The 24,014-nt window shown below is 64.1% G+C and carries 19 protein-coding genes; 6 read left to right on the top strand and 13 right to left on the bottom strand.

Annotated elements, in window-relative coordinates; translation table 11 throughout:
• Positions 1-2,599 (bottom strand): ligand-binding sensor domain-containing protein (locus tag IE071_RS14210; RefSeq protein WP_229792919.1); only part of this gene is annotated, 2,599 nt, incomplete at its 3' end.
• A 140-nt stretch (positions 2,600-2,739) separates the two neighbouring features.
• On the opposite strand from IE071_RS14210, the gene IE071_RS14205 reads away from it, so the two are divergent.
• On the top strand, positions 2,740-4,206 hold the full coding sequence (locus IE071_RS14205) for a GTPase (protein ID WP_189442087.1): 1,467 nt from the start codon (positions 2,740-2,742) through the stop codon (positions 4,204-4,206).
• A 196-nt stretch (positions 4,207-4,402) separates the two neighbouring features.
• Here IE071_RS14205 and mgtA read toward each other — a convergent pair whose 3' ends face one another.
• The 6 genes from mgtA to IE071_RS14175 all read right to left on the bottom strand — a co-directional run bounded on the left by mgtA (position 4,403) and on the right by IE071_RS14175 (position 11,216).
• Positions 4,403-7,060 carry a magnesium-translocating P-type ATPase gene (gene mgtA, locus IE071_RS14200; RefSeq protein WP_229792918.1) on the bottom strand — a complete coding sequence of 886 codons (2,658 nt, stop codon included), beginning with the start codon at positions 7,058-7,060 and terminating at the stop codon, positions 4,403-4,405.
• A 156-nt stretch (positions 7,061-7,216) separates the two neighbouring features.
• Positions 7,217-7,459 (bottom strand): hypothetical protein, encoded by a 243-nt coding sequence (locus tag IE071_RS14195; RefSeq protein ID WP_189442084.1) that lies wholly within the window; start codon positions 7,457-7,459, stop codon positions 7,217-7,219.
• 337 nt (positions 7,460-7,796) lie between these two features.
• Positions 7,797-8,711: a heme o synthase gene (locus tag IE071_RS14190; protein WP_189442082.1), complete on the bottom strand. Its 915-nt coding sequence runs from the start codon at positions 8,709-8,711 to the stop codon at positions 7,797-7,799.
• A 2-nt stretch (positions 8,712-8,713) separates the two neighbouring features.
• Positions 8,714-9,889 carry a COX15/CtaA family protein gene (locus IE071_RS14185; protein ID WP_189442080.1) on the bottom strand — a complete coding sequence of 392 codons (1,176 nt, stop codon included), beginning with the start codon at positions 9,887-9,889 and terminating at the stop codon, positions 8,714-8,716.
• Complete coding sequence (locus IE071_RS14180) at positions 9,889-10,461, bottom strand: hypothetical protein (RefSeq protein WP_189442078.1); 573 nt, start codon at positions 10,459-10,461, stop codon at positions 9,889-9,891. Before IE071_RS14180 ends, IE071_RS14185 begins: the two co-directional genes overlap by 1 nt.
• 23 nt (positions 10,462-10,484) lie before the next feature.
• Positions 10,485-11,216 carry an SURF1 family protein gene (locus tag IE071_RS14175; RefSeq protein ID WP_189442076.1) on the bottom strand — a complete coding sequence of 244 codons (732 nt, stop codon included), beginning with the start codon at positions 11,214-11,216 and terminating at the stop codon, positions 10,485-10,487.
• A gap of 59 nt (positions 11,217-11,275) precedes the next feature.
• On the opposite strand from IE071_RS14175, the gene IE071_RS14170 reads away from it, so the two are divergent.
• Entirely contained in the window at positions 11,276-11,491 is a 216-nt protein-coding gene (locus IE071_RS14170) for a twin transmembrane helix small protein (RefSeq protein WP_189442074.1), read from the top strand.
• 174 nt (positions 11,492-11,665) lie between these two features.
• Here IE071_RS14170 and IE071_RS14165 read toward each other — a convergent pair whose 3' ends face one another.
• From IE071_RS14165 to IE071_RS14150, 5 genes are all read right to left on the bottom strand, one after another.
• Positions 11,666-12,553 carry a cytochrome c oxidase subunit 3 gene (locus IE071_RS14165; RefSeq protein ID WP_189442073.1) on the bottom strand — a complete coding sequence of 296 codons (888 nt, stop codon included), beginning with the start codon at positions 12,551-12,553 and terminating at the stop codon, positions 11,666-11,668.
• A gap of 130 nt (positions 12,554-12,683) precedes the next feature.
• Entirely contained in the window at positions 12,684-12,815 is a 132-nt protein-coding gene (locus IE071_RS15950) for a hypothetical protein (RefSeq protein WP_268244967.1), read from the bottom strand.
• A 58-nt stretch (positions 12,816-12,873) separates the two neighbouring features.
• Positions 12,874-14,490, bottom strand: a complete 1,617-nt coding sequence (gene ctaD, locus IE071_RS14160; protein ID WP_189442071.1) for a cytochrome c oxidase subunit I — start codon at positions 14,488-14,490, stop codon at positions 12,874-12,876.
• A 79-nt stretch (positions 14,491-14,569) separates the two neighbouring features.
• Entirely contained in the window at positions 14,570-15,517 is a 948-nt protein-coding gene (gene coxB / locus IE071_RS14155; protein ID WP_189442069.1) for a cytochrome c oxidase subunit II, read from the bottom strand.
• Positions 15,518-15,537: 20 nt separating this feature from the next.
• Positions 15,538-15,978, bottom strand: coding sequence for a DUF2244 domain-containing protein (locus tag IE071_RS14150; RefSeq protein ID WP_189442100.1), 441 nt, complete (start codon positions 15,976-15,978; stop codon positions 15,538-15,540).
• A gap of 291 nt (positions 15,979-16,269) precedes the next feature.
• On the opposite strand from IE071_RS14150, the gene putA reads away from it, so the two are divergent.
• From putA to IE071_RS14135, 3 genes are all read left to right on the top strand, one after another.
• The gene (gene putA / locus IE071_RS14145; RefSeq protein WP_189442067.1) at positions 16,270-19,425 is read left to right on the top strand and encodes a bifunctional proline dehydrogenase/L-glutamate gamma-semialdehyde dehydrogenase PutA; all 3,156 of its coding nucleotides are present in this window, start codon (positions 16,270-16,272) and stop codon (positions 19,423-19,425) included.
• Between the two features lie 81 nt (positions 19,426-19,506).
• Positions 19,507-20,385, top strand: coding sequence for a restriction endonuclease (locus IE071_RS14140; protein ID WP_189442066.1), 879 nt, complete (start codon positions 19,507-19,509; stop codon positions 20,383-20,385).
• Positions 20,386-20,397: 12 nt separating this feature from the next.
• Complete coding sequence (locus tag IE071_RS14135) at positions 20,398-21,813, top strand: coniferyl aldehyde dehydrogenase (RefSeq protein WP_189442064.1); 1,416 nt, start codon at positions 20,398-20,400, stop codon at positions 21,811-21,813.
• Between the two features lie 96 nt (positions 21,814-21,909).
• Here IE071_RS14135 and IE071_RS14130 read toward each other — a convergent pair whose 3' ends face one another.
• Entirely contained in the window at positions 21,910-23,403 is a 1,494-nt protein-coding gene (locus tag IE071_RS14130; RefSeq protein ID WP_229792916.1) for an OmpP1/FadL family transporter, read from the bottom strand.
• A gap of 314 nt (positions 23,404-23,717) precedes the next feature.
• On the opposite strand from IE071_RS14130, the gene IE071_RS14125 reads away from it, so the two are divergent.
• Entirely contained in the window at positions 23,718-24,011 is a 294-nt protein-coding gene (locus IE071_RS14125; protein ID WP_189442061.1) for a YcgL domain-containing protein, read from the top strand.
• Positions 24,012-24,014: the final 3 nt, after the last annotated feature.

The raw sequence follows: 24,014 nt of genomic DNA, 5'->3' as shown, positions 1-24,014 counted from the left end.
TGCTCAGCAACAGCTCGGCCATGCCCATCACGCCGGTCATCGGCGTGCGGATCTCGTGACTGAGCGTGGCCAGGAACTGGGTCTTCGCCGCGCTGGCCGCTTCGGCCATCTGGCGTTGCTGTTCGACCAATTGCATGTGGTGACGCTGGGCCAGGCGGCGGCGCCAGCCATGCAGGATCAGGCCGACCATGGCGGCAAACAGCAGCACATAGATGACCCATGCCCACCAGCGCAGCCATGGCGGTGCCTGCACATGAATCCTGATCGGCGCGGCCAGCGTGACCCACTGATGATCTGCAGCGGCGGCCTGTACGTCCAACGCATAGTCACCCGCCGCCAGCCCTGCAAAATCACGCTCGCCGCGATTGCCCGCATCGACCCAACCACTGTCAAACCCCTTCAAGCGGTAACGATAATGATTGGCGGCAGGGTTGATGAATGAGGCCAGTCGCACGCCCACGCGCAGGTCACGATCGCGCCAACCCAGTTGCACCACCTTGCTGTCGAGGGCGATGGCGCGCACTTCACCGGCGCGCTGCACGTTGAGATACGCCAACGTCAATGTCGGCGACGTGCCGATCTTTTCTGACTGAAGCAATCGCTCGGGCTGGAATGCCACGACACCGTCGTCGCTGATGGCAAACATCATTCCCCCGGGAGCCATGGCGGTCGCACTTCCGTCGAAATTGGCGTTCAACAGACCCTGTGCCGGACCAAACGATCTGAAACGGCGCGTTTGCCGATCGAACTGCCACAAACCCGGGTTGGCAAACACCCATAACCGGCCTTGCTTGTCCACCCGCAAGTCGCGCAGATCAGACTTGAGCCCCTCATGATTGAGATCGATGCTGTCATCGCGCACCGCATGCCCGTCGGCATACCGGTAATGTTCAAGCACCGACCCGGTGGCCAGCCAGAAGCCCGTCGCATCGAAGGCGAAAGCAACGATGCTCTGTCGCGGCACGCCAGGCACGAAAAGCAGCTTGCCGTCCTTGTCGTCCCGGCGCAGCAAGCCACCCTCACTGGCATACCAGAGGCTGCTGGCATGAAAGGTGAGTTGTTCGGGACGAAGAATATCGTCGCTGCCCTGCTCCATCGCCACCGGCGCAACAACCAGGCTGTCGGGGTCGACGACGAAGACGCCTTCATTCCACGAAGCGACATACATCCGTCCATCGTCACCGGCACAGAGCAGCACCGGCCGTGTCACCCGCGCATGATCGAGATCGATCGGAGTGAGCTTGCCGTGGTCGAGCAGGTTGAGCTGGGGTGAGTTGTCGATCCACAGGCGGCCACGCGTATCCTCTGCGAGTGATACGACCTGCCCCTGCATGCTTTGCACGACATGCTGCACCCGACCGGTGCTCGCATCCAGCTTGTCGATCCAGCCATTGTTGCCACCCAGCCACAACTGGCCATCGCGACTCATGCGGATCGTCGACGCCACAATGCCGGTCAGGCTGCCGGGATCGTCCGGAATGTGGGTGAAGCGGGCAAACCCGTTCCAGCCCGGCGGCAGGTAGGCAAGGCTGGACTGCTCGAAGGTGATCCACAGTCCACCTTCAGCGTCGAGCGTGGTCTGCCATGTCTTGTTGCTCGGAAGCCCGCCCGGCAACAGCGGTTGGCCGGTGATTCGCTGCAGATGCCCATCACCATGATCCAGCAGGACACCATTGGCTGTGCCGAGCCACAGCCGCCCCGATGAGTCACGGGTGCTGCTCATGATCCGCTGCGATGACAACTGCTGGCTCGCCAGCGGTCGCGCAACCCCATCGCTACCGATGATCAGCAGGCCGCCGGTCAGCGACACCCTGACTTCGCCATCGCCGCCGTCGATGCGCCAGGCCTTGCCGACATCGCCATGAAAGGATGAATCCACCGGCACCTGGCGCATCGTCCCATCGGGCTCGCGCAGATACAGGCCACTTTCCGCACCGATCCACAGACGGCCATTGGTGTCGGCAAGCAGCGCGCGTGTCTGGCCGAACGAGGCGACATGTTTCCCGCCGACATCCAGCGGCACATGCTCGAAGCCACTTCCATCCGCTCGCATGCGATCGAGGCCGTTTTCCGTGGCCACCCACAAACTGCCGTCGGCCGTCTGCGCGATGCTCCAGACTTCGTCGCCGGCGAGACTGGCGGGCTGCTGGTCGTCATGCGTCCAATGCCGGAAGCGCCCGCTGTTCTGGTCATAGGCAATCAGCCCGGTCGAAATGCCACCCGTCCAGACCCGATTGTCGCGATCGATCAGTAGCGAATAGGTCGAATTCGCGGGCAAGGAATTCGGATCATCCGCCTCATTCCGGAACACCTTGAAACTGACACCGTCGAAGCGCACTAGGCCACCGGCCGAGCCAAACCACATCAGGCCGTTGCGATCCTGTGCCACCGCGTAGATCGGCTCGCTCGGCAAACCATCCGTCGTCCCATAGCGCCGGAATTGCGGCGTCGGCAGCAGGTCCGTCGTCTGCGCGCTGGACGTCACCGGCGAAGCCCGGGTGACGGGCACGGGCATGACGACCAAGGCCATGCCCAGCAGCCACATCGACAACCTGAAACCGCTCCCCATCGCTTCCCCACGAACGCTATCGCGAAACATGCGCAGCTCCGATCAAAGCTGCGTCACCCCAATGCACGATAGTGCCAAAACCGCGGCACCGACGCGAGCGGAGCACGTTCGCCAGTCATGGCCGACCAAGCACACGGAGTCGGCTGGAAGAAGCTCGCTAGAATGCGTGCATGTCCCGACGCCTGCGACTGCTGTTCTCCGCGCTAGCCATGGCCGCGTTGTTGTGGCTGCTGTTCGCGGCCGCCGAGCGTGCGCTGGCCTTGGCGCAACGCTTCCTCGCCTTGCCGACGTGGCTGCAATGGACGCTTGGCGGCATCCTGCTGATTTTTGCGGCGGCCGGCTTGAGCCTGCTGTGGTGGCTGCTGCGTCCGCGGCGCAAACGTCGACCGCTGCCGGTACCCGACCGCGGCAGTCTGGAGCAGCGCATCGGCCAGCTGCGCGAACGCGGTGCCGATACCGGCACGTTGACGGCCGAACTCGGCGAACTCGATCGCCGCCGCGCCAGTGCGCGCGTCTACGTCGTGCTGTTCGGCGAAATCTCCACCGGCAAATCGAGCCTGATCCGTGCACTGGCACCGCATGCGCAAGTCGCCAGCGACGCGCGCGGCGGCACCACCCGCGACGTCGGCCATTACGACGGCCGGCTTGCCGATGGCCGCACGCTGGTGCTCGCTGACGTACCCGGCAGCCGCGAAGCCGGTGGCGAAGCACACGAAACCCTGGCGCGCGAAGAAGCGTTGCGGGCGCATGCCGTGATCTATCTGTGCGCCGGCGATCTCAATCGCAGCCAAGGTGATGAGCTGCACTGGCTCGCCGATTTCGGCAAGCCGCTGCTGCTGGTCTTGAACAAGGCCGATCAGTGGACCTCGGTGGAACGCGAACAATTGCTGACCCGCCTGCGCCAGCAGTCACGCGGCATCGCCAGTGCGGTACTCGCGATCAGCGCCGGCGGCAGCGAGCGTTATCAACGACAGCTCGCCGATGGCAGCACCGAATCGGTCGAACGCCAGCGCAAGCCCGCGATCGAACCGCTGCTGCAGGCACTCGACCGACTTACCGCGCCCGGCGCCGAGGGCCTGGAAAACCTGCGCGAGAACGCCGTGCTGGCCGGCCTGCATCAACGCACCGGCACGCTGGAAGCGCGGACCCGCGCCGAGGAGGCCGAACGCATCGTGCGCAAGTACGCACGCCGCGCGATCGTCGGCGCGCTCGCCGCGGTGGCGCCAGGCAGCGACCTGGTGATCCAGGGCGTGCTCGCCACCGGCCTCACCCGCGCACTGGCAGAACTCTACGGCGTGAAAGTCAGCGACGTGCAGATTGAGGACTTCGTGCAACAGGCCAGGCTGACCCTGCGCACCGGCACCTCGATCGTGCTGGCTGTCGCCGGCAATGCACTGAAGGCGTTTCCCGGCCTCGGCACGCTCGGCGGCGGCGTGCTGCACGCGTTCGCCTACGCGCTGATCTTCGACAGCATGGGACGCGCTCTCGCCGCTTCGCTGGCCGAACGCCACACGCTGGATCAGGACGACGCCAGTGCACGCTTGAAAGAGCTGCTTACCGACGCCGGCGGCACCCGGTTGCGCCAGCTGGCCACACTGACTATGGACGCGATGCGCGAGCGCAGCAGCACGGATTGAATTTATCGAACTTGCGGGTCGGCACCCGAACACCGTTGACGGCGAAGTGACCTCAACCGCGATGCTCCGAGTTTGATTTGCTGTTACGCATAAAGCATTCGTCTTTCATCAAATGGCGAGCCGTTCTTCACCGTGCCGTCCTCGTATTACCTCGCCAATTGAATGGCTGCTGCAAAGCACAGAGCACGTCAGAAAATCACAGCCAACGTCCGTAACGGCGGATGTAGATCACCTTGACCAGCTGGGTCAGCGCGCAATACGCCACCACGGTCAATGCCAGCCACGCGAAATACACCGGCGGCATTTCCATCATGCCGATCTTCGCGCCGATCGCGGTGTACGGCAGCAGCATGCCGATCACGATGATCGCCGTGGTCAGGCCGAGCACCGGTGCCGCGGCGCTGCTCTGCAGGAACGGGATCTTGCGCGTGCGGATCATGTGCACCACCAGCGTCTGCGTCAGCAGGCTCTCGATGAACCAGCCGGACTGGAACAGCGACTGGTGCGCCGGCGCATTCGCGCCAAACACGTACCACAGCAGCAGGAAGGTGGTGATGTCGAATACCGAGCTGGCCGGCCCCACCCACACCATGAAACGACCGATGTCGCCGGCATCCCATTTGCGCGGCTTGCGCAGGTAATCCTCGTCCATGCGGTCGAACGGGATCGACAGCTGCGAAATGTCGTACAGCAGGTTCAGCACCAGAATCTGCAGCGGCAGCATCGGCATGAACGGCAGGAACGCGCTGGCGATCAGGATGCTGAGCACGTTGCCGAAGTTCGAGCTGGCCGTCATCTTGATGTACTTCATGATATTGCCGAAGGTGACGCGCCCTTCCAACACGCCCTCCTCCAGCACCATCAGGTTTTTTTCAAGCAGGATGATGTCGGCCGATTCCTTCGCGATGTCGGTCGCGGTATCCACCGAGATGCCGACATCGGCGTCGTGCAACGCCGGCGCATCGTTGATGCCATCACCGAGGAAACCCACCGTATGACCCAGACGTTGCAGCGAACGCACCACGCGCGCCTTCTGCAGCGGCGACATCTTGGCGAACACCGTGACGCGCGCCACCAACGCATCCAGCGCGGCATCGTCGAGCGACTCGATTTCCTTGCCCTGTATTGAATGGGTGACATCCAGCCCGACTTCACGGCAAATCTTGCGGGTCACCGCCTCGTTGTCACCGGTGATCACCTTCACTTCGACACCGTGCTGGTGCAGCGCGCGGATCGCGGTAGCGGCCGAGTCCTTCGGCGGATCCAGGAAGGCCAGGCAGCCGACCGCGATCAGGTCGCTTTCGTCGGCCACGCTGTACGGCCGATCGTGGCTCGGCTCACGCTGCACCGCGACCACCAGCACGCGCAGGCCGTCCTCGTTGAGCTTGTGCGTCATCTCCTTGATGTCACGCCGGCGCTCGTCGGTCATCGGCTCGGTGACGTCGCCGACCTTGGCATAGGCGCAGATCGACAACATCTCTTCGACCGCGCCCTTGCAGATCAGCAGATGCTCGCCATCGTCCTTGGCCACCACCACCGACATGCGCCGGCGCTGGAAGTCGAACGGGATCTCGTCGATCACCCGGTAGCGCGTCGCCGCGGCCTCCAGATCGCGATGCTCCAGCACCGCCTTGTCCATCAGGTTTTTCAGGCCGGTCTGGAAGCGGCTGTTGAGGTAGCCGAATTCCAGCGCCTCATCGGACTCTTCGCCGTCCAGATCGAGATGGCGCTCCAGCACGATCTTGTCCAGCGTCAGCGTGCCGGTCTTGTCGGTGCACAACACATCCATCGCACCGAAGTTCTGGATCGCGTTGAGCCGCTTCACCACCACCTTGCGCCGCGACATCGCCAGCGCGCCCTTGGAAAGGTTGGCGGTGACGATCAGCGGCAGCATCTCCGGAGTCAGGCCGACTGCCACGGAGAGCGCGAACAGGAAAGCTTCGGTCCAATCATGCTTGTCGAAGCCGTTGATCAGGAAGACCACCGGCACCATCACCGCCATGAAGCGGATCAGCAGCCAGCTGACGCTTTTCACGCCGCGATCGAAACTGGTCTGCACGCGTTGACCGGACATGCTGTGCGCCAGCGAGCCGAGGTAGGTCCGCGCGCCCGTCGACACCACCACCGCCGTGGCGGTACCGCTGATCACGTTGGTGCCCATGTAGCAGACCGTGGGCAGGTCGAGCGGGCTGTCGTACTTCTGCGGGCTGCTGCCATCACTCACGCGCGCCGGCGCGGACTTCTCCACCGGCAGCGATTCGCCGGTGAGGATCGCCTGGCTGATGAACAGGTCCTTCGCGCTGAGCAGGCGCAGGTCGCCAGGCACCATGTCGCCGGCGCCCAGGTGCACGATGTCACCGGCGACCAGCTCGACCACCGGCACCTCGATCTGCTCGCTGTGGCCATCGGAGGCCTTGCGCGTCACCGTGGCCGTGTTGCGCACCATCGCCTTGAGGTTCTCGGCCGCGCGCGACGAACGGAATTCCTGGGTGAAGTTCAGCAACACGCTGATCGTCACCATCACCGCAATGATGATCGGCCCGGACATGTCGTCCGGCGTGGCAAACACCTGCACCACCGCCAGCACCAGCAAGACGATGATGAACGGGTTCTTGAACGCACGCAGCAATTGCCGCGACCAGTGCGGCGGCTTCTCGTGCGAGACCTCGTTGATGCCGTCGCGATGCAGCCGCGCCTCGATCTGTTCCTCGTCGAGGCCCGCCGGGGTGGTCTCCAGCGCTGCCAGCAGCTCGTCGTTCGCGCGGAAGGCCTCCTGCGCAACTGCCGCATGCACTGCTGCCGCAGCCTTGCCCGCCGTCTTGGCCGCGACGGCCTGATTGGATTGCTTGTTCATGACTCGCTTCCGTGAATTCGCTGATGCCTGCCGCCGGTGCGAGTCTGCGGAATCAATCCGCCAGCTGCGCCACGGTCGGTGCGCATGGCCGCGCATGCGGCCGGAACGGCGCCGCCGCTGGCGGGGGCCATCCCTTGCATGTCGTCTTCGCGACCATCAGCGACTGGATACCAGCGCGAGATGTACGGACGATGGCAGTACATCGGCCTGAGCAGGCGCGGATACGCGGCTGACCGCCGACGGGGTGCGGCGGTGCAGTTCTATCACATTGTTGCCGGCGGCCGCGCGTTCGAGCGGCGCGGGCACGGTGACGGTGTACGGACGGCGCACGGTATGACGACGGCCAGCCAGCAGCCGGCGCAGTGCGCGCAACAGAAGGGAATCGCGAAGGAGCTTCATGGGCCCATCTCCTCGTAACGACGCCTATGGCGTCGTCAGGGGTGGGCCGGACTTTCCCTAGTCGAGGAAAGCACCAGCCGACCGCAGGCGGTCGCCGCAGGCGTTCAACTTGTTGTTATGCGTCGCCGACATCCGATGCTCGCGGATGACGACGTTGCGACTAGGGTAAACGTCCATATGCCTTGGTTTGTCAGGACTGGGAGCCGACCGACGCGGTGCGCCGGGAGGCGCGCGCATTGTCGTGCTGCGCTGCGGAAGTGTCAACCCACCAGGGTCGAATGGATCAATGTCATTGCCTGAAATCAGCGATGCCCGGCGCGGGCAAGCCCGCTGGGGTTCAGCTCAGATGCTGCAGTACCAGTCCCTGCTGCACGATCGGCTCGACCAGCCAGTGGTCGGCCAGCAGAAACGCGAACAACGCCATCAGGTACACGATCGAGTACTTGAACACCTTCATCGGGAACAGCTCGTCCGGCGGGTTCAGCAAGCGCACGGCGTAATACAGGAAGCCCACATCCAGCACGACGGCGCCGCCGAGGTAGATCAGCCCACTCATTCCGGTCAGCGCCGGTAGCAAAGTCACCAGCACCAGCAGCACTGTGTAGAACAGCACATGCCAGCGGGTGTAGGCCACGCCGTGAGTGACCGGCAGCATCGGCACCTGCGCGCGCGCGTAATCGTCGCGGCGGAAGATCGCCAGCGCCCAGAAATGCGGCGGCGTCCACACGAAGATGATCAGGCACAACTGCAGGGCGAACGCGTGCAGGTGACCGGTGACTGCCGTCCACCCCAGCACCGGCGGAATCGCACCGGCGAGACCGCCGATCACGATGTTCTGCGGGGTGGCACGCTTGAGATACGCGGTGTACACCAACGCGTATCCAATCAGGCCGCCGAAGGTGAGCAGTGCGGTGAGCAGATTGACCAGCAACGCCAGCACCAGCATCGAGGCGATGCCAAGCAGCACCGCAAACACCAGTACCTGTCGTGGCGTCAGCGAGCCGGTGGCCAGCGGACGCCGCGCGGTGCGCGCCATCAGCTTGTCGATACGCTCGTCGATCAGGTGGTTGAACGCGGCGGCCGAACCGGAGGCCATCCAGATGCCCAGTGTGCCGAACACCAGCGCGCGCCACGGCGGGATGCCCGGCACGGCGAGGAACATGCCGATCACCGCGCAGAACACCAGCAACGCGACGACGCGCGGCTTGGTCAGCTGCAAGTATTCGCTGATCAGATCTCTAGTCAGTTCCATTTTCAACGTGGCTCCAGCGACAGGAACATCGATTCGTCATGCTGTCGCTGCGTGCGCGCCAACGTGGCCAGCAAGGTGAACAGCAACAGTGCGGCGACGCCATTGTGCGCGGTCGCCACTGGCAACGGCAGTCCGAAGTACACATTGCTGATGCCCAGCAGCACCTGCGCCGCCAGCGCCAGCGCGATCGCGAGGCCGAGCACACGCAGGCCGCGCCTGGCGAGCTTGTGCGACAGCCAGCCGAGGTAGCAGAACACCACCAGCGCGCCGAAGCGATGCGCCAGCTGGATCGCGCTGCGCGCGGCCATGTCCAGCACGCCACCTTCGTAATTGACGCCGATACCGCGCCACAACACGAAGCCCTGCTCGAAATCCGTCGGCGGCGCCCACTGACCCAGGCATTGCGGGAACGAGCCGGGGCCGTAGCCACAGGCGAGTGCCGCATAGTTCGCCGAGGTCCAGCCGCCCAGCGCGATCTGGCAGAACAGCAGCACGATGCCGATCGTCACCAGCCGGCGCAGATCGGCCATGCGATCATCGGGTGCCGCCACGCCGGCAAAGCGCAGTGCGGCATACGCCAGCAACGCGAACGTGGTCATGCCGCCAAGCAGATGACCCATCACCACGATCGGCTTCAACAGCAGGGTCACCGTCCACATGCCCAGCATCGCCTGGAAGATGATCACCGCCAGCGCCAGCACGCAGATCTTCCAGGCGCCTGGCTGCTGCAACCGGATCGCGGCAATCATCGGCAAACCGATCGCGCACGCAGCCAGCAGCGACGACCACACGTGTTCGCCACGCATGTACAACCCCACACCGATCGCCGCGAACACCGCGCCAGCGATCACCGCCAGCAGCGCGCTGCGTTTGCGCCAGCTCGCGATCACCGCCAGCAGCAACACCATCACGCCGAGCGTACCGGCCAGGAAGCGATGCACCTGTTCGCGCCAGGCCTTGTGCGCCTCGTACGGACGATCCGGAAACGCCGCGTCGGCGTGCGCCACCGCCTGCGCATGCTGCGGCCAAGTCGCCTGGCCGTAGCAGGTCGGCCAGTCCGGACAGGACAAGCCGGCATTGGACAGCCGCACGAACGCGCCGAACATCACCAGCCCGAACGCGAACACCGCGGCGAGCAGGGACAGATTACGCAGGATTTTCAGCGAGCGCGCCGACATCACTTGACCACCTTCTGCAGATCCCGCAGCAGACCCGGACCATCGAAACCAGCCGGATACAACGACAGCGCGGTACCGTTGGACTCCACCAGCACTGCACTGACGCTGTCCGGTGTGGCCGGCGTGTACGCAGCCAGCTTGCCATCGACATCGCTGCCCATCGTCCAATAGGTTTGCATCGCAACGCGCTTACTCGCATCTGCCGGTGGCGTGCCGAGATAGAGCAGGCGCAGGCGCGTCTGGTTGCGATTGAGCATGACGCGCGCCTGCGCGATGTCGGTCAGCGTCTCGAAGCAGCGCGCGGCGCAGTCAGGACCGGCCAGCGCGATCAGGGTAAAGCGCGGCTCGCTGTCGCGCCACGGCCACACCTGACCGTTGTCCAGCTTCACCTGCAGCTTCTCGTCGACGAAATTGCGCTGTGGCAGGATCGCGTGGCCATTGCCTTTCACGCCCGGCTGCCAGCCGGAAAAACTGAGCAGGCCGGCGATGATCATCGGCGCGGCAAACACCAGCGCAATCAGCAGCAGATAGATTCGGCTTCTGCGCAACGCAACGGGATCGACTGGTTTCATCGGAGTTCGTGACCTTGGTGGTATCAGGATTTGCGCGGTTTGCGCTTGCGATGTACAGCCAGCAGGATCACCACCGCGGCGAGCGCGAAGGTGAACCACTGGAACGCATACGCGCGGTGCCGCGCCGGCGGCATCGAGGAAAAATCGAGGGTGTGTACGCGCACATAGATCGAGGCCGGATCGGCGTCCAGCGCCAGCATCCGCGGATACAACGGGCGGCCGAGATCGCGGGCGATTTCTGCCGGATCCAGGAAGATGCTGCTCTTCGGCCAGTGCGTCTGTCGCGCCAGCGCATCGCCACCCATCTCGAAACCGACCGGCGGTGGCGGCACATACAAACCCTGCAAGCTGATCTCGTTGGTCGACAACGCCGGCAGCTGCGGGAGCTTGCCGTTGCCGTTGCCCGGCAGGAAACCCAGATCCACCAGCAGCAACGACGACTGATCGTGCAGGACGAGCGGCGCGAATACCTCTACGCCGCCCATACCGTCGTGCTTCGGATTGTCCAGCAGATACAGCCGGTCGGTGAGATAGTGACCACTCACCTGCACGCGCGGAAAGCTGTCGGCCGGTGGCGTGGCGGCCACCTTGGCGAAGTCCTGCATCGGCGCGGACGCCGATGCGGCATACCGCCGCAGAAGTGCTTCCTTGAAGTCGGCGCGATGCAGCTGCCAGATGCCCAAACGTATGAACAGCAAGGCTCCGGCCGCCGTCAGCAGCAATGCCCACCAGGACGGGCGGCGAAATCCGCTCACGCGGCGAGTCCGCCGGTGGTCGCTATACTGCCCAGGTCGTAATGGATCGGATCAATCACGTGGAAACCGTCTACAAATGTGCGCTGGTGGTGGTGCTGCTGGTGGTGATCTTCAGCCTCGGCCAGGCGCTGTACTTCATGATGACCGACAAGGACGACGACAAGCGCACGGTATGGGCCTTGACCCGCCGCATCGGCCTGTCGCTGCTGCTGATCGGCATGGTCGCGCTCGGCATCTGGATGGGTTGGCTGCATCCGCACGATGTCGGCCAGTGATTGTAGCGGCTGTGTCGGCAGCGCGCTCCAGCCGCGACAAATCGCGCCCCATCGTGGCAAGCGCCCGTAACGGTTGAACCGCTCGCTGCGTCAACAACAAAAAGCCCGCCAATGGCGGGCTTTTTGTTGTGCGTGTGTCGTGGCTCTTTAGCTCTTCGCGAAACGGACGCCGCGTCAGAGGATATAAACGAACATGAACAGGCCGAGCCAGACCACGTCGACGAAGTGCCAGTACCACGCCACCGCTTCGAAGCCGAAGTGGTGATCCTTGTTGAAGTGGCCCTTCAGCACGCGGAACCAGATCACCGCCAGCATGATCGTACCCAGCGTCACGTGCAGGCCGTGGAAACCGGTCAGCAGGAAGAAGGTCGAGCCGTACACGCCGCTGTGCAGGGTCAGGTTCAGTTCCTTGTAGGCCTCGATGTACTCGTGCGCCTGGAAGTTCAGGAACAGCGCGCCGAGCAGCACGGTCAGGCCCAGAAACACCAGGATCTTGCCACGATGACCGGCACGCAATGCGTGGTGCGCAATCGTCACGGTGACGCTGGAGCTGAGCAGGATCAGCGTGTTCAGCAGCGGCAGGCCCCACGCCGGGACGGTGCTGAAGGCACCTCCGATGTGCTCCGGACCGTTGCCGGCATTGGCACCCCATGAAGCGGCGTAGTCGCTCCACAGGAACTGGTGGGTCAGCGTGCCATGGCCGGTGCCACCGAGCCACGGTACCGAGAACATGCGGATGTAGAACAGCGCACCGAAGAACGCGCCGAAGAACATCACCTCGGAGAAGATGAACCACATCATGCCCATGCGGAACGAGGTGTCCACCTGGTGGTTGTAGCTGCCGGACAGCGACTCGTTGATGACCGAACGGAACCAGCCGAAGAACATGCCCAGCACGCCGATCACGCCGACGGTCAGCACGGTCTTGCCGAAGCCGGCGTCGCCGGGCTCCGCGTTCAGCCAGTGCGCGGCACCGAACACGGTGGTGAACATGACCACTGCGGCCACGATCGGCCAATAGCTCTTGGCCGGAACAAAGTAAGCGTCGTGCTGCTGACCCATGGTGAGACCCCGTGGATTTCTCTTGATGACTTAACCCCGTCACGCCGACCGGGGAACTGCATGCCGATCGTCGAACCCGACCGGTTGAAGGAAACGTATTGAAGAAAAACGTGTAGCGACCGCGGTACCGCTATTTCATCAGCAGGATCTGCAGAAACGACACCAGGAAAAACGCCAGCGCGATCGAAACCGTCACCACCAAGGTGCGTCGTACACCCTTGCGACGTGCCGCGATTTCCGTGTTCATGGTCTGCTGTTTCATGTGGATCGGCTTCTTGCGTCGCCTCAGCCCGACAAGGCTGGGGCGACGTGGTGGTGGATCAATCGTTCACGTGACCGTGCGCCAGCTCGTCGTCGTGAATCACCGGCGGCACGTCGAAGGTGTGGTGCGGGGCCGGCGACGGCACCGTCCACTCCAGACCCTTGGCACCTTCCCAGACGCGGTCGGTGGCCTTCTTCTTCGAGAAGAACGCGCAATGGATCAGCACGCCGATGAAAATCAGCTGGGTGGCGCCGAACAGGAAGCCGCCGATCGAGCTGATCATGTTGAAGTTGGCGAACGCCACGTTGTAGTCGGGAATGCGGCGCGGCATACCGGCCAGACCCAGGAAGTGCTGCGGGAAGAACAGCACGTTGACCCAGATCACGCTGTTCCAGAAATGCATCTTGGCCCAGAACTCGCTGTACATGTTGCCGGTCCACTTCGGCAGCCAGTAGTAGGTCGCGGCAATGATCGCGAACAGCGCGCCGGTCACCAGCACGTAGTGGAAATGCGCCACCACGAAGTAGGTGTCGTGGTACTGGAAGTCGGCCGGCACCAGCGCCAGCATCAGGCCGGAGAAGCCGCCGATGGTGAACAGGATGATGAAACCGACCGCGAACAGCATCGGCGTCTCGAACGTCATCGAGCTGCCCCACATGGTGGCGACCCAGTTGAACACCTTCACACCAGTCGGCACCGCGATCAGCATCGTCGCGTACATGAAGAAAATCTCGGCGCCCAGCGGCAGGCCGACCGCGAACATGTGATGCGCCCACACGATGAACGACAGGAAGGCGATCGAGGCAATCGCGAACACCATCGCCTTGTAGCCGAAGATCGGCTTGCGCGCGAAGGTCGGCACGATCTCCGAGATGATCCCGAATGCGGGCAGGATCATGATGTACACCTCGGGATGCCCGAAGAACCAGAAGATGTGCTGGTACAAGACGGGGTCGCCGCCGCCGCCCGGGTTGAAGAAGTTGGTGCCGAAGTACTTGTCGGTCAGCAGCATGGTCACTGCGCCAGCCAGCACCGGCATCACCGCGATCAGCAGGAACGCGGTGATCAGCCAGCTCCACACGAACACCGGCATCTTCAACAGCTCCATGCCAGGCGCGCGCATGTTGAGGATGGTGGCGATGATGTTGATCGCACCCATGATCGAGCTGATGCCCATCAGATGGACCGCGAACACCACGTAGGCAAGCGAATCACTCTGCAGCGACAGCGGCGGATACATCGTCCAGCCGCCGGCCGGGCCGCCACCTGCCATGAACAGGGTGGACAGCAACAGCGTGAACGCGAACGGCAGGATCCAGAACGACAGGTTGTTCATGCGTGGCAGCGCCATGTCCGGCGCGCCGACCATCAACGGGATCATCCAGTTACCGAGGCCGACGAAGGCCGGCATGATCGCGCCGAAGATCATCACCAGCGCATGCATGGTGGTCAGCTGGTTGAAGAAGTACGGCTGCATCAACTGCAGGCCGGGCTTGAACAGCTCGGCGCGGATCAGCATGGCAAAGCTGCCGCCGATGAAGAACATCACCAGTGCGAAGACCAGATACAGCGTGCCGATGTCCTTGTGGTTGGTGGACATGCACCAACGCTGGAAGAAACCTTTCGGCGCGCCGTGGTGATCATCGTGCTGATCATGGGTGGCTGCGTAGGACATGGCCTTGCACCTCTAACCTGAAATATTGAATGCGACTGCGTGAAAAAGCGTGTACCGGGAACGGCCGAACCGGGCTGGATCAGCCCTGCTTGGCCGCATCCGCTGCCGGAGCGACCTGGCTGGTTTGCGGCGCGGCGGTGCTGGAGGCTGCCGCCGGTGCCGGTGCCGCGGCGGGCGCAGCGGACTGCGCCTGCTGCTCGGCCAGCCAGGTGGCGAAATCCGCCTTCGACTTGACCACCACCACGATCGGCATGAAGCCGTGATCCTGGCCGCACAGCTCGGCACACTGGCCACGATAGGTGCCCGGCGTCTGGAAGTTGGCCCAGGCCGCGTTGATGATTCCGGGGATCGCGTCGAGCTTCCAGCCGGTCGCCGGCACCCACCAAGAGTGGATCACGTCGCCGCTGGTGATCACGAAGCGGATCTTGGTGTCGACCGGCACCACCAGCGGCTTGTCCACATTCAGCAGGTAGGTGTTCTCGTCGCCGACCTTGACCGCATACGGGTCCATGCCCGAAGCGAGCTGGCGGGTCTGGTCGCTCTGCGTATCGAGCTTGGACATGAAGCCGACCTTGTCGATCGGCTTGCCCTGGTATTCGACATAGTCGTAGCGCCACTTCCACTGGTAGCCGGTGACCTTGACGGTCATCTGCGAACCGGTGGTGTCGGCCCACGAGGTGAGTCCGCCGGTGGCCAGGTAGGCCAGCACGACCAGGATGATCACCGGGATGGTGGTCCAGATGACTTCCACCATGGTGTTGTGTGACCACTTCTCGGCCACCGCACCGCGCGATTTGCGGAAGCGGAACATCGCGATGAACATCGCGCCGAACACCAGAATACCGATCACCGTGCACACGGCGAGCGAAATGTTGTTCAGGTGGTACGGCACTTGCGACCAGGTGCTCGCGCCGCGCTCCATGTTCAGCTGCCACGGACCGGGAGCGGCATGAACCACGCTGCCGAACGATGCAAGGGCGAGGGTCGCCGCTGCCGTGAATGATCGCCTGATGCCGCCAGATGTCATGTCTTGCACCTTTGTTGAACCTACTTGCGCGACAGGCCGTTGAGATCGGCCAGCAGCACCATGAGTTTTCTCGACAGCTCGACGCGTTCCTGTTCCGCCAGAAAAGCGCCAATCTCCAACTCGCGCCCGTGCGATGACAGCAGCAGGCGCTGACGCCCGCCGCCCGGCTCCAGCAACACACGCACCCAGTACGCCTGGAAACGCATGCGGCGCCGGCCCGGCAGCGACTGCACCTCCAGCGACACAGCGTCGAGGGTGATGCGCTCACTGCGATCGCCGGCCCGCCAGGCCACGCTCAAGGCGACAGCCACGGCGGCGGATTCGACCAAGGCAAACAGCGGAGCAAACACATTCCCCTGCCACGCACCCAGTCCTGCCGTTATCAGCACCAGCGCCACCAGAACCACGATCAATCGACGCAAACCGCGCCGGCTGAGCGTGCGATTGGGCTTGAGCCACATCGTCACGCACGGCAAGCCGGCGGTAGCTGGTCGAAGCACGATCATGGGGATCCGGCGTGCCTGGAACGCCGGAATGATAGGCCGCGGCGAGGCAGCGGGCAAGAATGTCGCACCCGCCTGATCCGGATCAGGCCTGCAAGGAAGCCCCGCGAACGGCACCGCAAGGCCCTTGGTGAAGCACCCGGACAGCAACTTATCCGGCGCCAGTGCGGTCGCCGCGCTGCCCCAATCTGCGCAGTCCGCGTACAATCGCGCGCTCCCCTTCGCAGCGGCGAATCCTTCGACCAGCCCGTGACCCAGCCCATCCTCAGCCCCGAACTCCCCCTCGACAGCACGCCGGCGCGCGTACGCATCACCGCCGCCTGGCTACGCGACGAAACCGAAGCAGTCAACGACCTGCTCGCCCAAGCCACCCTGCCGCCAGTCGAGCGCGAGAAGGTGATCGACCTCGCGGCCGAGCTGGTCAGCCGGGTGCGCCTGCGCGCCAAGGACCAGAGCGCCGTCGAATCCTTCATGCGCCAGTACGACCTCTCCTCCGAGGAAGGCGTGCTGCTGATGTGCGTCGCCGAGGCGCTGCTGCGCATTCCCGACAAGGCGACCGCGGACAAGCTGATCCGCGACAAGCTGGGCGATGCGGACTGGAAGAAGCATCTGGGCCAGAGCGAGTCGCTGTTCGTCAACGCCTCCACCTGGGGCCTGATGCTCACCGGGCATCTGGTGAACCTCGCCGAAGATACCCGCCACGATTTCACCGGCGCGCTGAAGCGGCTGGTCGGTCGCGCCGGCGAACCGGCGATCCGCCTCGCCGTGCGTCAGGCGATGCGCATCATGGGCCACCAGTTCGTGATGGGGCAGACCATCGACGAAGCGCTGGACCGCTGCGCGAAAAAGGAATACGCGGTGTACCGCTATTCCTACGACATGCTAGGCGAGTCCGCGCTGACCAGCGAGACCGCCGAGCGCTACCAGCAGGATTACCGCAACGCGATCGCCGCGATCGGCGCGCGCGGCCCGTTCGCGAACCACACCGACGCACCGTCGATCTCGGTGAAGCTGTCCGCGCTGCACCCACGCTACGAAGTGGCCAAGCGCGAACTCGCCCACCGCCAGCTCAGCGAAAAACTGCTGGAGCTGTCGCAACTGGCGATGAAGCACGGCATCGCGCTGTCGGTGGACGCCGAGGAAGCCGAGCGCCTCGAACTGTCGCTCGACATCATCGGTGACGTGTTCGCGCATCCGTCGCTGCAAGGCTGGAACGGCCTCGGCATCGTGGTGCAGGCCTATGCCAAGCGCACCCCGTTCGTGATCGACTGGCTGATCGAAACCGCCCGCGCCGCGAATCGTCGCTGGTATGTACGCCTGGTCAAGGGCGCCTACTGGGACGCCGAGATCAAGCGCGCGCAGGAAAACGGCCTGGCCGGCTACCCGGTGTATACGCGCAAGCCGAACACCGACGTGTCGTACCTGGCCTGCGCGCGGCGCCTGTTCAATGCCGGCGTCGAACTGATCTATCCGCAGTTCGCAACCCATAACGCGCACTCGATCGCTGCCGTGCATCACATCGCGCAGGGCCGCCCGTACGAGTACCAGCGCCTGCATGGCATGGGCACCGATTTGTACGCCGAAGTGATCGGTCCGCAGAACTTGAACGTGCCTTGCCGCGTGTACGCGCCGGTCGGCACGCACGAGGACCTGCTGCCATACCTGGTGCGCCGCCTGCTCGAAAACGGCGCCAACACCAGCTTCGTCAACCGCGTCGTCGACGAGAGCGTGCCGGTGCGCACCCTGGTCGCCGACCCCTGCGAAACGGTGCGTGCTTTTGCTTCGATCCCGCATCCGCGCATCCCGCTGCCGGTCAACATCTACGCAGAACTCCGGAAGAATTCCATGGGCGTCAACTTCTCCAACGACAATGAACTGAAGGCGATGGCCGACGCGGTCAACGCCCATGCCGGCCCGTGGGCCGCGGCTCCGCTGGTGCCGGGCACAACCGCCAATGGCGCGACCATCCAAGTGACCAACCCGGCCGACCGCCGCCAGAATGTGGGCAGCTACGTCAGCGCCGACAGCGCCACCGTCGACAAGGCGCTAGCAAACGCGGTCGCCGCCCAGCACAGCTGGGATCGCCTGCCCGCCGCCAGCCGCGCCGCGATACTCGAACACGCCGCCGAGCAGCTCGAAGCCAATCGCGGCGAGTTCATCGCGCTGTGCGTGCGCGAGGCTGGCAAGAGCCTGCCCGATGCGATCGCCGAGATTCGCGAGGCGGCCGACTTCCTGCGCTACTACGCCACCATGGCGCGCCGCCTGTTCGGTCAGCCCGAGCAGTTGCCGGGTCCGACCGGCGAGAGCAACCAGCTGTTCCTCAACGGCCGCGGCGTGTTCGTCTGCATCAGCCCGTGGAACTTCCCGCTGGCGATCTTCCTCGGCCAGGTCAGCGCCGCGCTGGCCGCCGGCAATGCGGTCATCGCCAAGCCGGCCGAGCAGACCTCACTGATCGGCTACGCCGCGGTGAAACTGCTGCACGACGCCGGCGTGCCGGCCGACGTGCTGCAATACCTGCCGGGCGACGGTGCCACCGTGGGCGCCGCCCTGACCCGCGATCCGCGCGTCGCCGGCGTGGCCTTCACCGGCTCCACCGAGACCGCTTGGGCAATCAATCGCGCACTGGCCGCACGCAATGCGTCGATCGCCGCGCTGATCGCCGAGACCGGTGGCCAGAACGCGATGATCGCCGACTCCTCCGCCCTGCCCGAGCAGATCGTCAAGGACGTGATCGCCTCGGCGTTCCAGTCCGCCGGCCAGCGCTGCTCCGCCGCGCGCGTGCTGTTCGTGCAGGAAGACATAGCCGACAAGGTCTGCGCGATGCTCGCCGGCGCGATGGGCGAGTTGAAGGTGGGTGACCCGGGCCAGCTGTCCACCGACGTCGGCCCGGTGATCGACGAGGACGCGAAGAAGATCCTGGTCGAGCACGCCGCACGCATGGACAAGGAAGCGAAGAAGATCGGCGAAGTGAAGCTCGATCCGGCACTCACCGCCAACGGCACCTTCTTCGCCCCGCGCGCCTACGAGATTCCCTCGCTCGCTACGTTGACCCGCGAAGTGTTCGGCCCAGTGCTGCACGTGATCCGCTGGAAGGGTAGCGAGCTGAAGCAGGTGGTCGATCAGATCAATGCCACCGGCTACGGCCTCACCCTTGGCATTCACAGCCGCATCAACGACACCGTCGACTACATCGCCAGCCACGCCCGCGTCGGCAACTGCTACGTCAACCGCAACCAGATCGGCGCGGTGGTCGGCGTGCAGCCGTTCGGCGGCGAGAACCTGTCCGGCACCGGCCCCAAGGCCGGCGGCCCACACTATCTGCTGCGCTTCGCCGGCGAGCGCACGCTCACCATCAACACCACGGCGGCCGGTGGCAACGCCTCGCTGCTGACGATCGGCGAGTAAATATCACTTCGCCGCATCGACTCCATTGCCATGGAGTCGATGCGGCGAGTACGTTGCGTGTACTCACACGGAGCGTTGCGCATGTCGAAGTTGAAAAAGGGCCAAGCCGAATTCGTCCACTGGATGGGCCCGTTGCTTGATTGCCTGCGTGCGCTGGGTGGATCGGCCAAGCCGAAAGAAGTTTCAAGTTGGATAGCACGAGAGCTTCAGCTACCTCCAGAGATCACCGAAGCCACGATCAAGTCGGGAGCCAACCGCTTCCACAACCAAGTGCAGTGGGCACGCCAGTATCTGGTCTGGGACGGTTTACTGGACGACAGCAAACGCGGCCTCTGGGTGCTGAGTCCGCTCGGCTGGAAAGCCCATCTTGATGAAGATGCAGCACGAACCATCTTTCTAGGCCGAGTAAAGATCAGCCAGTCCTTACGCAAACAGGATGCAGCAGGCGACGCCCTGCCAATTCCCGAAACCACCGATGCGGTGACTCCAGAAGAGTCTCAGGAACTGGACCTTCTAGACATCCTCAAATCTCTGCCGCCGTACGGCTTCGAACTGATCTGTGGACGCCTCTTGCGCGAACACGGGTTTGAGGATGTCGAAGTTACCCAACGCTCACGCGATGGCGGCATCGATGGTTACGGCCTGCTGCGACTGAGTCCGTTCGTCAGCTTGCGTGTGGCATTTCAGGCCAAACGCTACAAGGATGTCGTCTCGCGCAGTGCCGTGGGCGAGTTCCGTAATGCCTTGCTCGGCCGCGCCGAAAAAGGTGTGTTCATCACCACCGGACGTTTCACGAACGATGCCGAGAGCGAAGCCTCACGCGATGGTGTCGTGCCAATCGAACTGATTGATGGAGAGCAGCTAGTCGAGCTTTTTCAAGATGCAGGCATCGGCGTGAAGCCGAAGACCATCTACGAGATCGACCACGCGTTCTTTGATGAATTCCGCCGCGAACAATGAGCATCCATCAACATGTCTGAGTTAGCGATCGCAGGACTTATTCCCGCATTGCAGTGCATGCGCACGGCACAAGCAGCTGATCCGATGCCGCCATGGGATGTGCGCGCAAAGCGGTTGCGCGCGCTGGAGACGATGCTGCGCGAACAGCGCGGCGCCTTCGCCGAGGCGATCAGCGCCGACTTCGGTCAGCGTCCTGCCGAAGAAACCGATCTGCTGGAAATCTTCCCCAGCCTGTCCGGCATCCGCCACGCACTGTGCCATGGCCGGCGCTGGATGCGCCCACGGGGTTCGTTGGCGGGTCTCGCCTTTCTACCCGCCCGCAATGTACTGATGCCGCAGCCACTGGGCATCATCGGCATCATCGTGCCGTGGAATTATCCGCTGTATCTGGCGATCGGCCCGCTGGTCGACGCGCTGGTCGCCGGCAATCGCGCGATGATCAAGATGAGCGAATACACGCCACGCTTCTCGGCGTTGTTCGCCGAGCAGATGGCCCGGCATTTCCAGTCGGACGAAGTGCTGGTGGTGACCGGCGACGCCGAAGTGGCGCAGGCATTCTCCGCGCTGCCGTTCGACCACCTGCTGTTCACCGGCTCCACTGCAGTGGGTCATCACGTGATGCGCGCGGCATCCACCAGCCTGACTCCGGTGACGCTCGAACTCGGCGGCAAATCGCCGGCAATCATCGGCCCCGGTGCGCGCTTCGACAACGCGGTGGAACGCATCGTGTTCGGCAAACTGGTCAACGCCGGACAGACCTGCATCGCACCGGACTATGTGCTGCTGCCGCGCGCACGTGTGGCGGATTTCATCGCCACCGCCCGCCGCGCGGTGACGCAGATGTATCCCCAACTGGCACAAAGCACGCAATACGCCAGCGTCGCTTCCGATCGCCAGTACCAGCGTCTGGTCGGACTGCGCGATGGCGCCGTGGCTGCGGGTGCACAGGTGCATCCGCTGAGCGAGGCCACGGATGATCCGGCGCGCCGCCTGTTGCCGCCGCAACTGCTGAGCGAGGTCAACGACAGCATGGGCGTGATGCAGGAGGAGATCTTCGGCCCGCTGCTGCCACTGGTTCCCTACGATTCGCTGGACGAGGCGATCAGCTACGTCGCCGCTCATCCGCATCCGCTGGCGCTGTACCTGTTCGAGCAGGATCGGACGTTGATCGATCGTGTGCTGGCACGCACCGTGGCCGGCGGCGTCAGCCTCAACGACACGCTGTTTCACATCGCGCAGCATGGCCTGCCATTCGGCGGCGTCGGCGCCTCCGGCATGGGCGGCTATCACGGCGAAGCCGGCTTCCGCACGTTTTCGCATCTGAAGCCGGTGTTCCGCCAAGCGCGCTTCAACGGCGTCGGCCTGCTCAATCCGCCGTACGGCGCACGCTTCCGGCGCATGCTGGAACTGTTGCTCAAGCGGGGTTGAACACCGACCTCTGCGCCGGCTACTCAAGCGCATAAAAAAACCTCCCCGCTTCCGCGGGGAGGTTTTTGTTTGGACGTCTGTTTCGTGTTGCGGCAGTTAGAACTTGTACTGCGCCGAGAAGCTCAGCAGGTTGCCGTAGTCGTCGAAGCTGCCTGTCAGCACGTCGCCGGTTGCGCTCTTCGAGCCGTTCACACCCGCGTGGCTGACGAAGATGTGCGCATACGAGGCGTTGATCTCGAAATGATCGCTCACCTTGTAGCCGAGACCGACCGTGGCCATCCGGCGGGCGGCATCGGGTACGCGCGGATCGCGATTGCCCGCGGACATCGGCGCCTGGTCGATCGCGAGGCCGCCGCGCAGGGTCAGCTTGTCGCTGAGGTAATAATCGCCGCCGACGGAGACGTAAAAGGTGTTGCGCCAATTGAACGGCAGCGTGGTGGTCGGCTGCGCCGGGTTGGCGTAGTTCAGGGTGACCTGGCGCATCAAGCTCCACTGCGTCCAGGCGACGTCCATGCCAAGGCCGAACTTCTCTTCCTGGTGCCAGTAGCTCAGGCTAGCGACTGCCGGGTTGGTGAGGCGAGCCGTGCCGGCGGTGCGCTGGAACGGCGGGATGCTGCCAGCCAGCGCCGGGTTGGCCAGCAGCAGGCCGTAACCCGCCGTGGTGGTGAAGTTGGCGGTGCCGTCGATGTCATGAGTGATGCGCGAGCGGTAATTCAGCGCCAAGCGGTCGGTCGTGGTCGGCTTCCAGTACGCACCGACCTGCCAGCCCCAAGCCCAGTTGCCACCCTTGACCTGGGCGTAACCATCCCCGCCCGGCGGAGTCAGCGCGGCCACACCAGCCGCTGCGGCCTGACCCTGCTGCACGGCCGCCTGGATCATCGCGGCGGCCTGCGCCGGCGGGATCTGGCCGGCCTGCGCGGCAGCCTGGATTTGCGCCACGCCCGCCGCCGTCTGTGCGCCGATGCCCTGCTGGATACCCAGGCCCACGGCATTGAAGTTGATCGCGTTGGTCAGGTCGACATTGGTGCGCTCGGCGATCGCGCTGGCGCCCACGCTCCACTGGTCGTTGATCTTGAACGAGGCCGAGAGTGTGGAATCGAACGACTGCAGCTTGGTCTTGATCGCGTCGTAGCGGCCCATCCAGTTGCGGTCATACTCGGTCTGGAAGCCGAACGGCACGTCGAGTGCGATACCGAGGTTGACCCGGTCGCTCACCTTGGTGGCGATGGCCAGCGCCGGCACCGGCAACGTGGTGCCGCCGTCGCCGCCGTTGCCGCCGCTGATCGGGCGACCCAGAACGTCGTGACTACTGCCGGTGAATTTGGTGCTGAAGTTGATCGCGGTGATATCGGCCTGCACATAGGTGCCGTCGAGATCGCTCATCGCCGCGGGGTTGTTCGCCACCACCGAGACATCGCCACCAGCAGTAGTAGAACCGGCATAGGCACGGCCCAGACCCGTGGCGCTGTTTTCCTTGAGCTGGAAAGCGCTGGCATGGGCGGCGCCTGGCACAAGTGCGCCGAGAATGGCTACGCTCAGCGCGGCGAGCGCGAGCGGACGGGCAGCGCCCGTGAAGGAACGGAAAGACATGTGCATCGCTTGCTCCTGCTTTTTTGTCGTGATGCGGCTCGGGTAGATAGCGGGGACTGCGACAAATCAAAGATGAAATTCATACGCGCGTTTGAAGCCCCTGCGCCGCACTTTGCCCGCTCGCCCAAGGTGTTGCAAGTGCAGTCGCAACATTTAACTAACGAACGGGTACGAATGCTGCAGACGCCGTCTGGCTGCGCCTTCCTTCCACGTGAATTCTTGCAACCCCGCCATCGGCACCGCTCGGCGGGCAAGCGGCCAGCCACGCTGCTACCCTGATCAGTCCATCACATCGCCCCGAAGGAGGTCGCGTCATGCAGTGCCATGTCTATGCCAGCCGGCGCAAGGCCGACAGCTACCTGTGGCTGGCGCAGCGCGATGCGTTCGATGTGCTGCCCGAGTCGCTGGTCCTGTTGCTGGGTGAACTGCGCTTCGTGATGGAAGTGCAGTTGGACGAGCAACGCAAGCTGCCGGTCGAGGACACCGAGCAGGTGCTCACCAACCTGCGCATGCAGGGCTGGCATCTGCAGCTGCCGCCGCAGGAAACCCTGGCCACCGCCAATCATCTCGCCTATACCCACTCCCCGCGGGATGATCGGGACGACTGATCG

Source organism: Rhodanobacter panaciterrae (genome assembly GCF_014651895.1).
Classification (GTDB): domain Bacteria; phylum Pseudomonadota; class Gammaproteobacteria; order Xanthomonadales; family Rhodanobacteraceae; genus Rhodanobacter; species Rhodanobacter panaciterrae.
The sequence above is the reverse complement of the archived record's forward strand: the minus strand, read 5'-3'. Positions and strand labels throughout refer to the sequence as shown.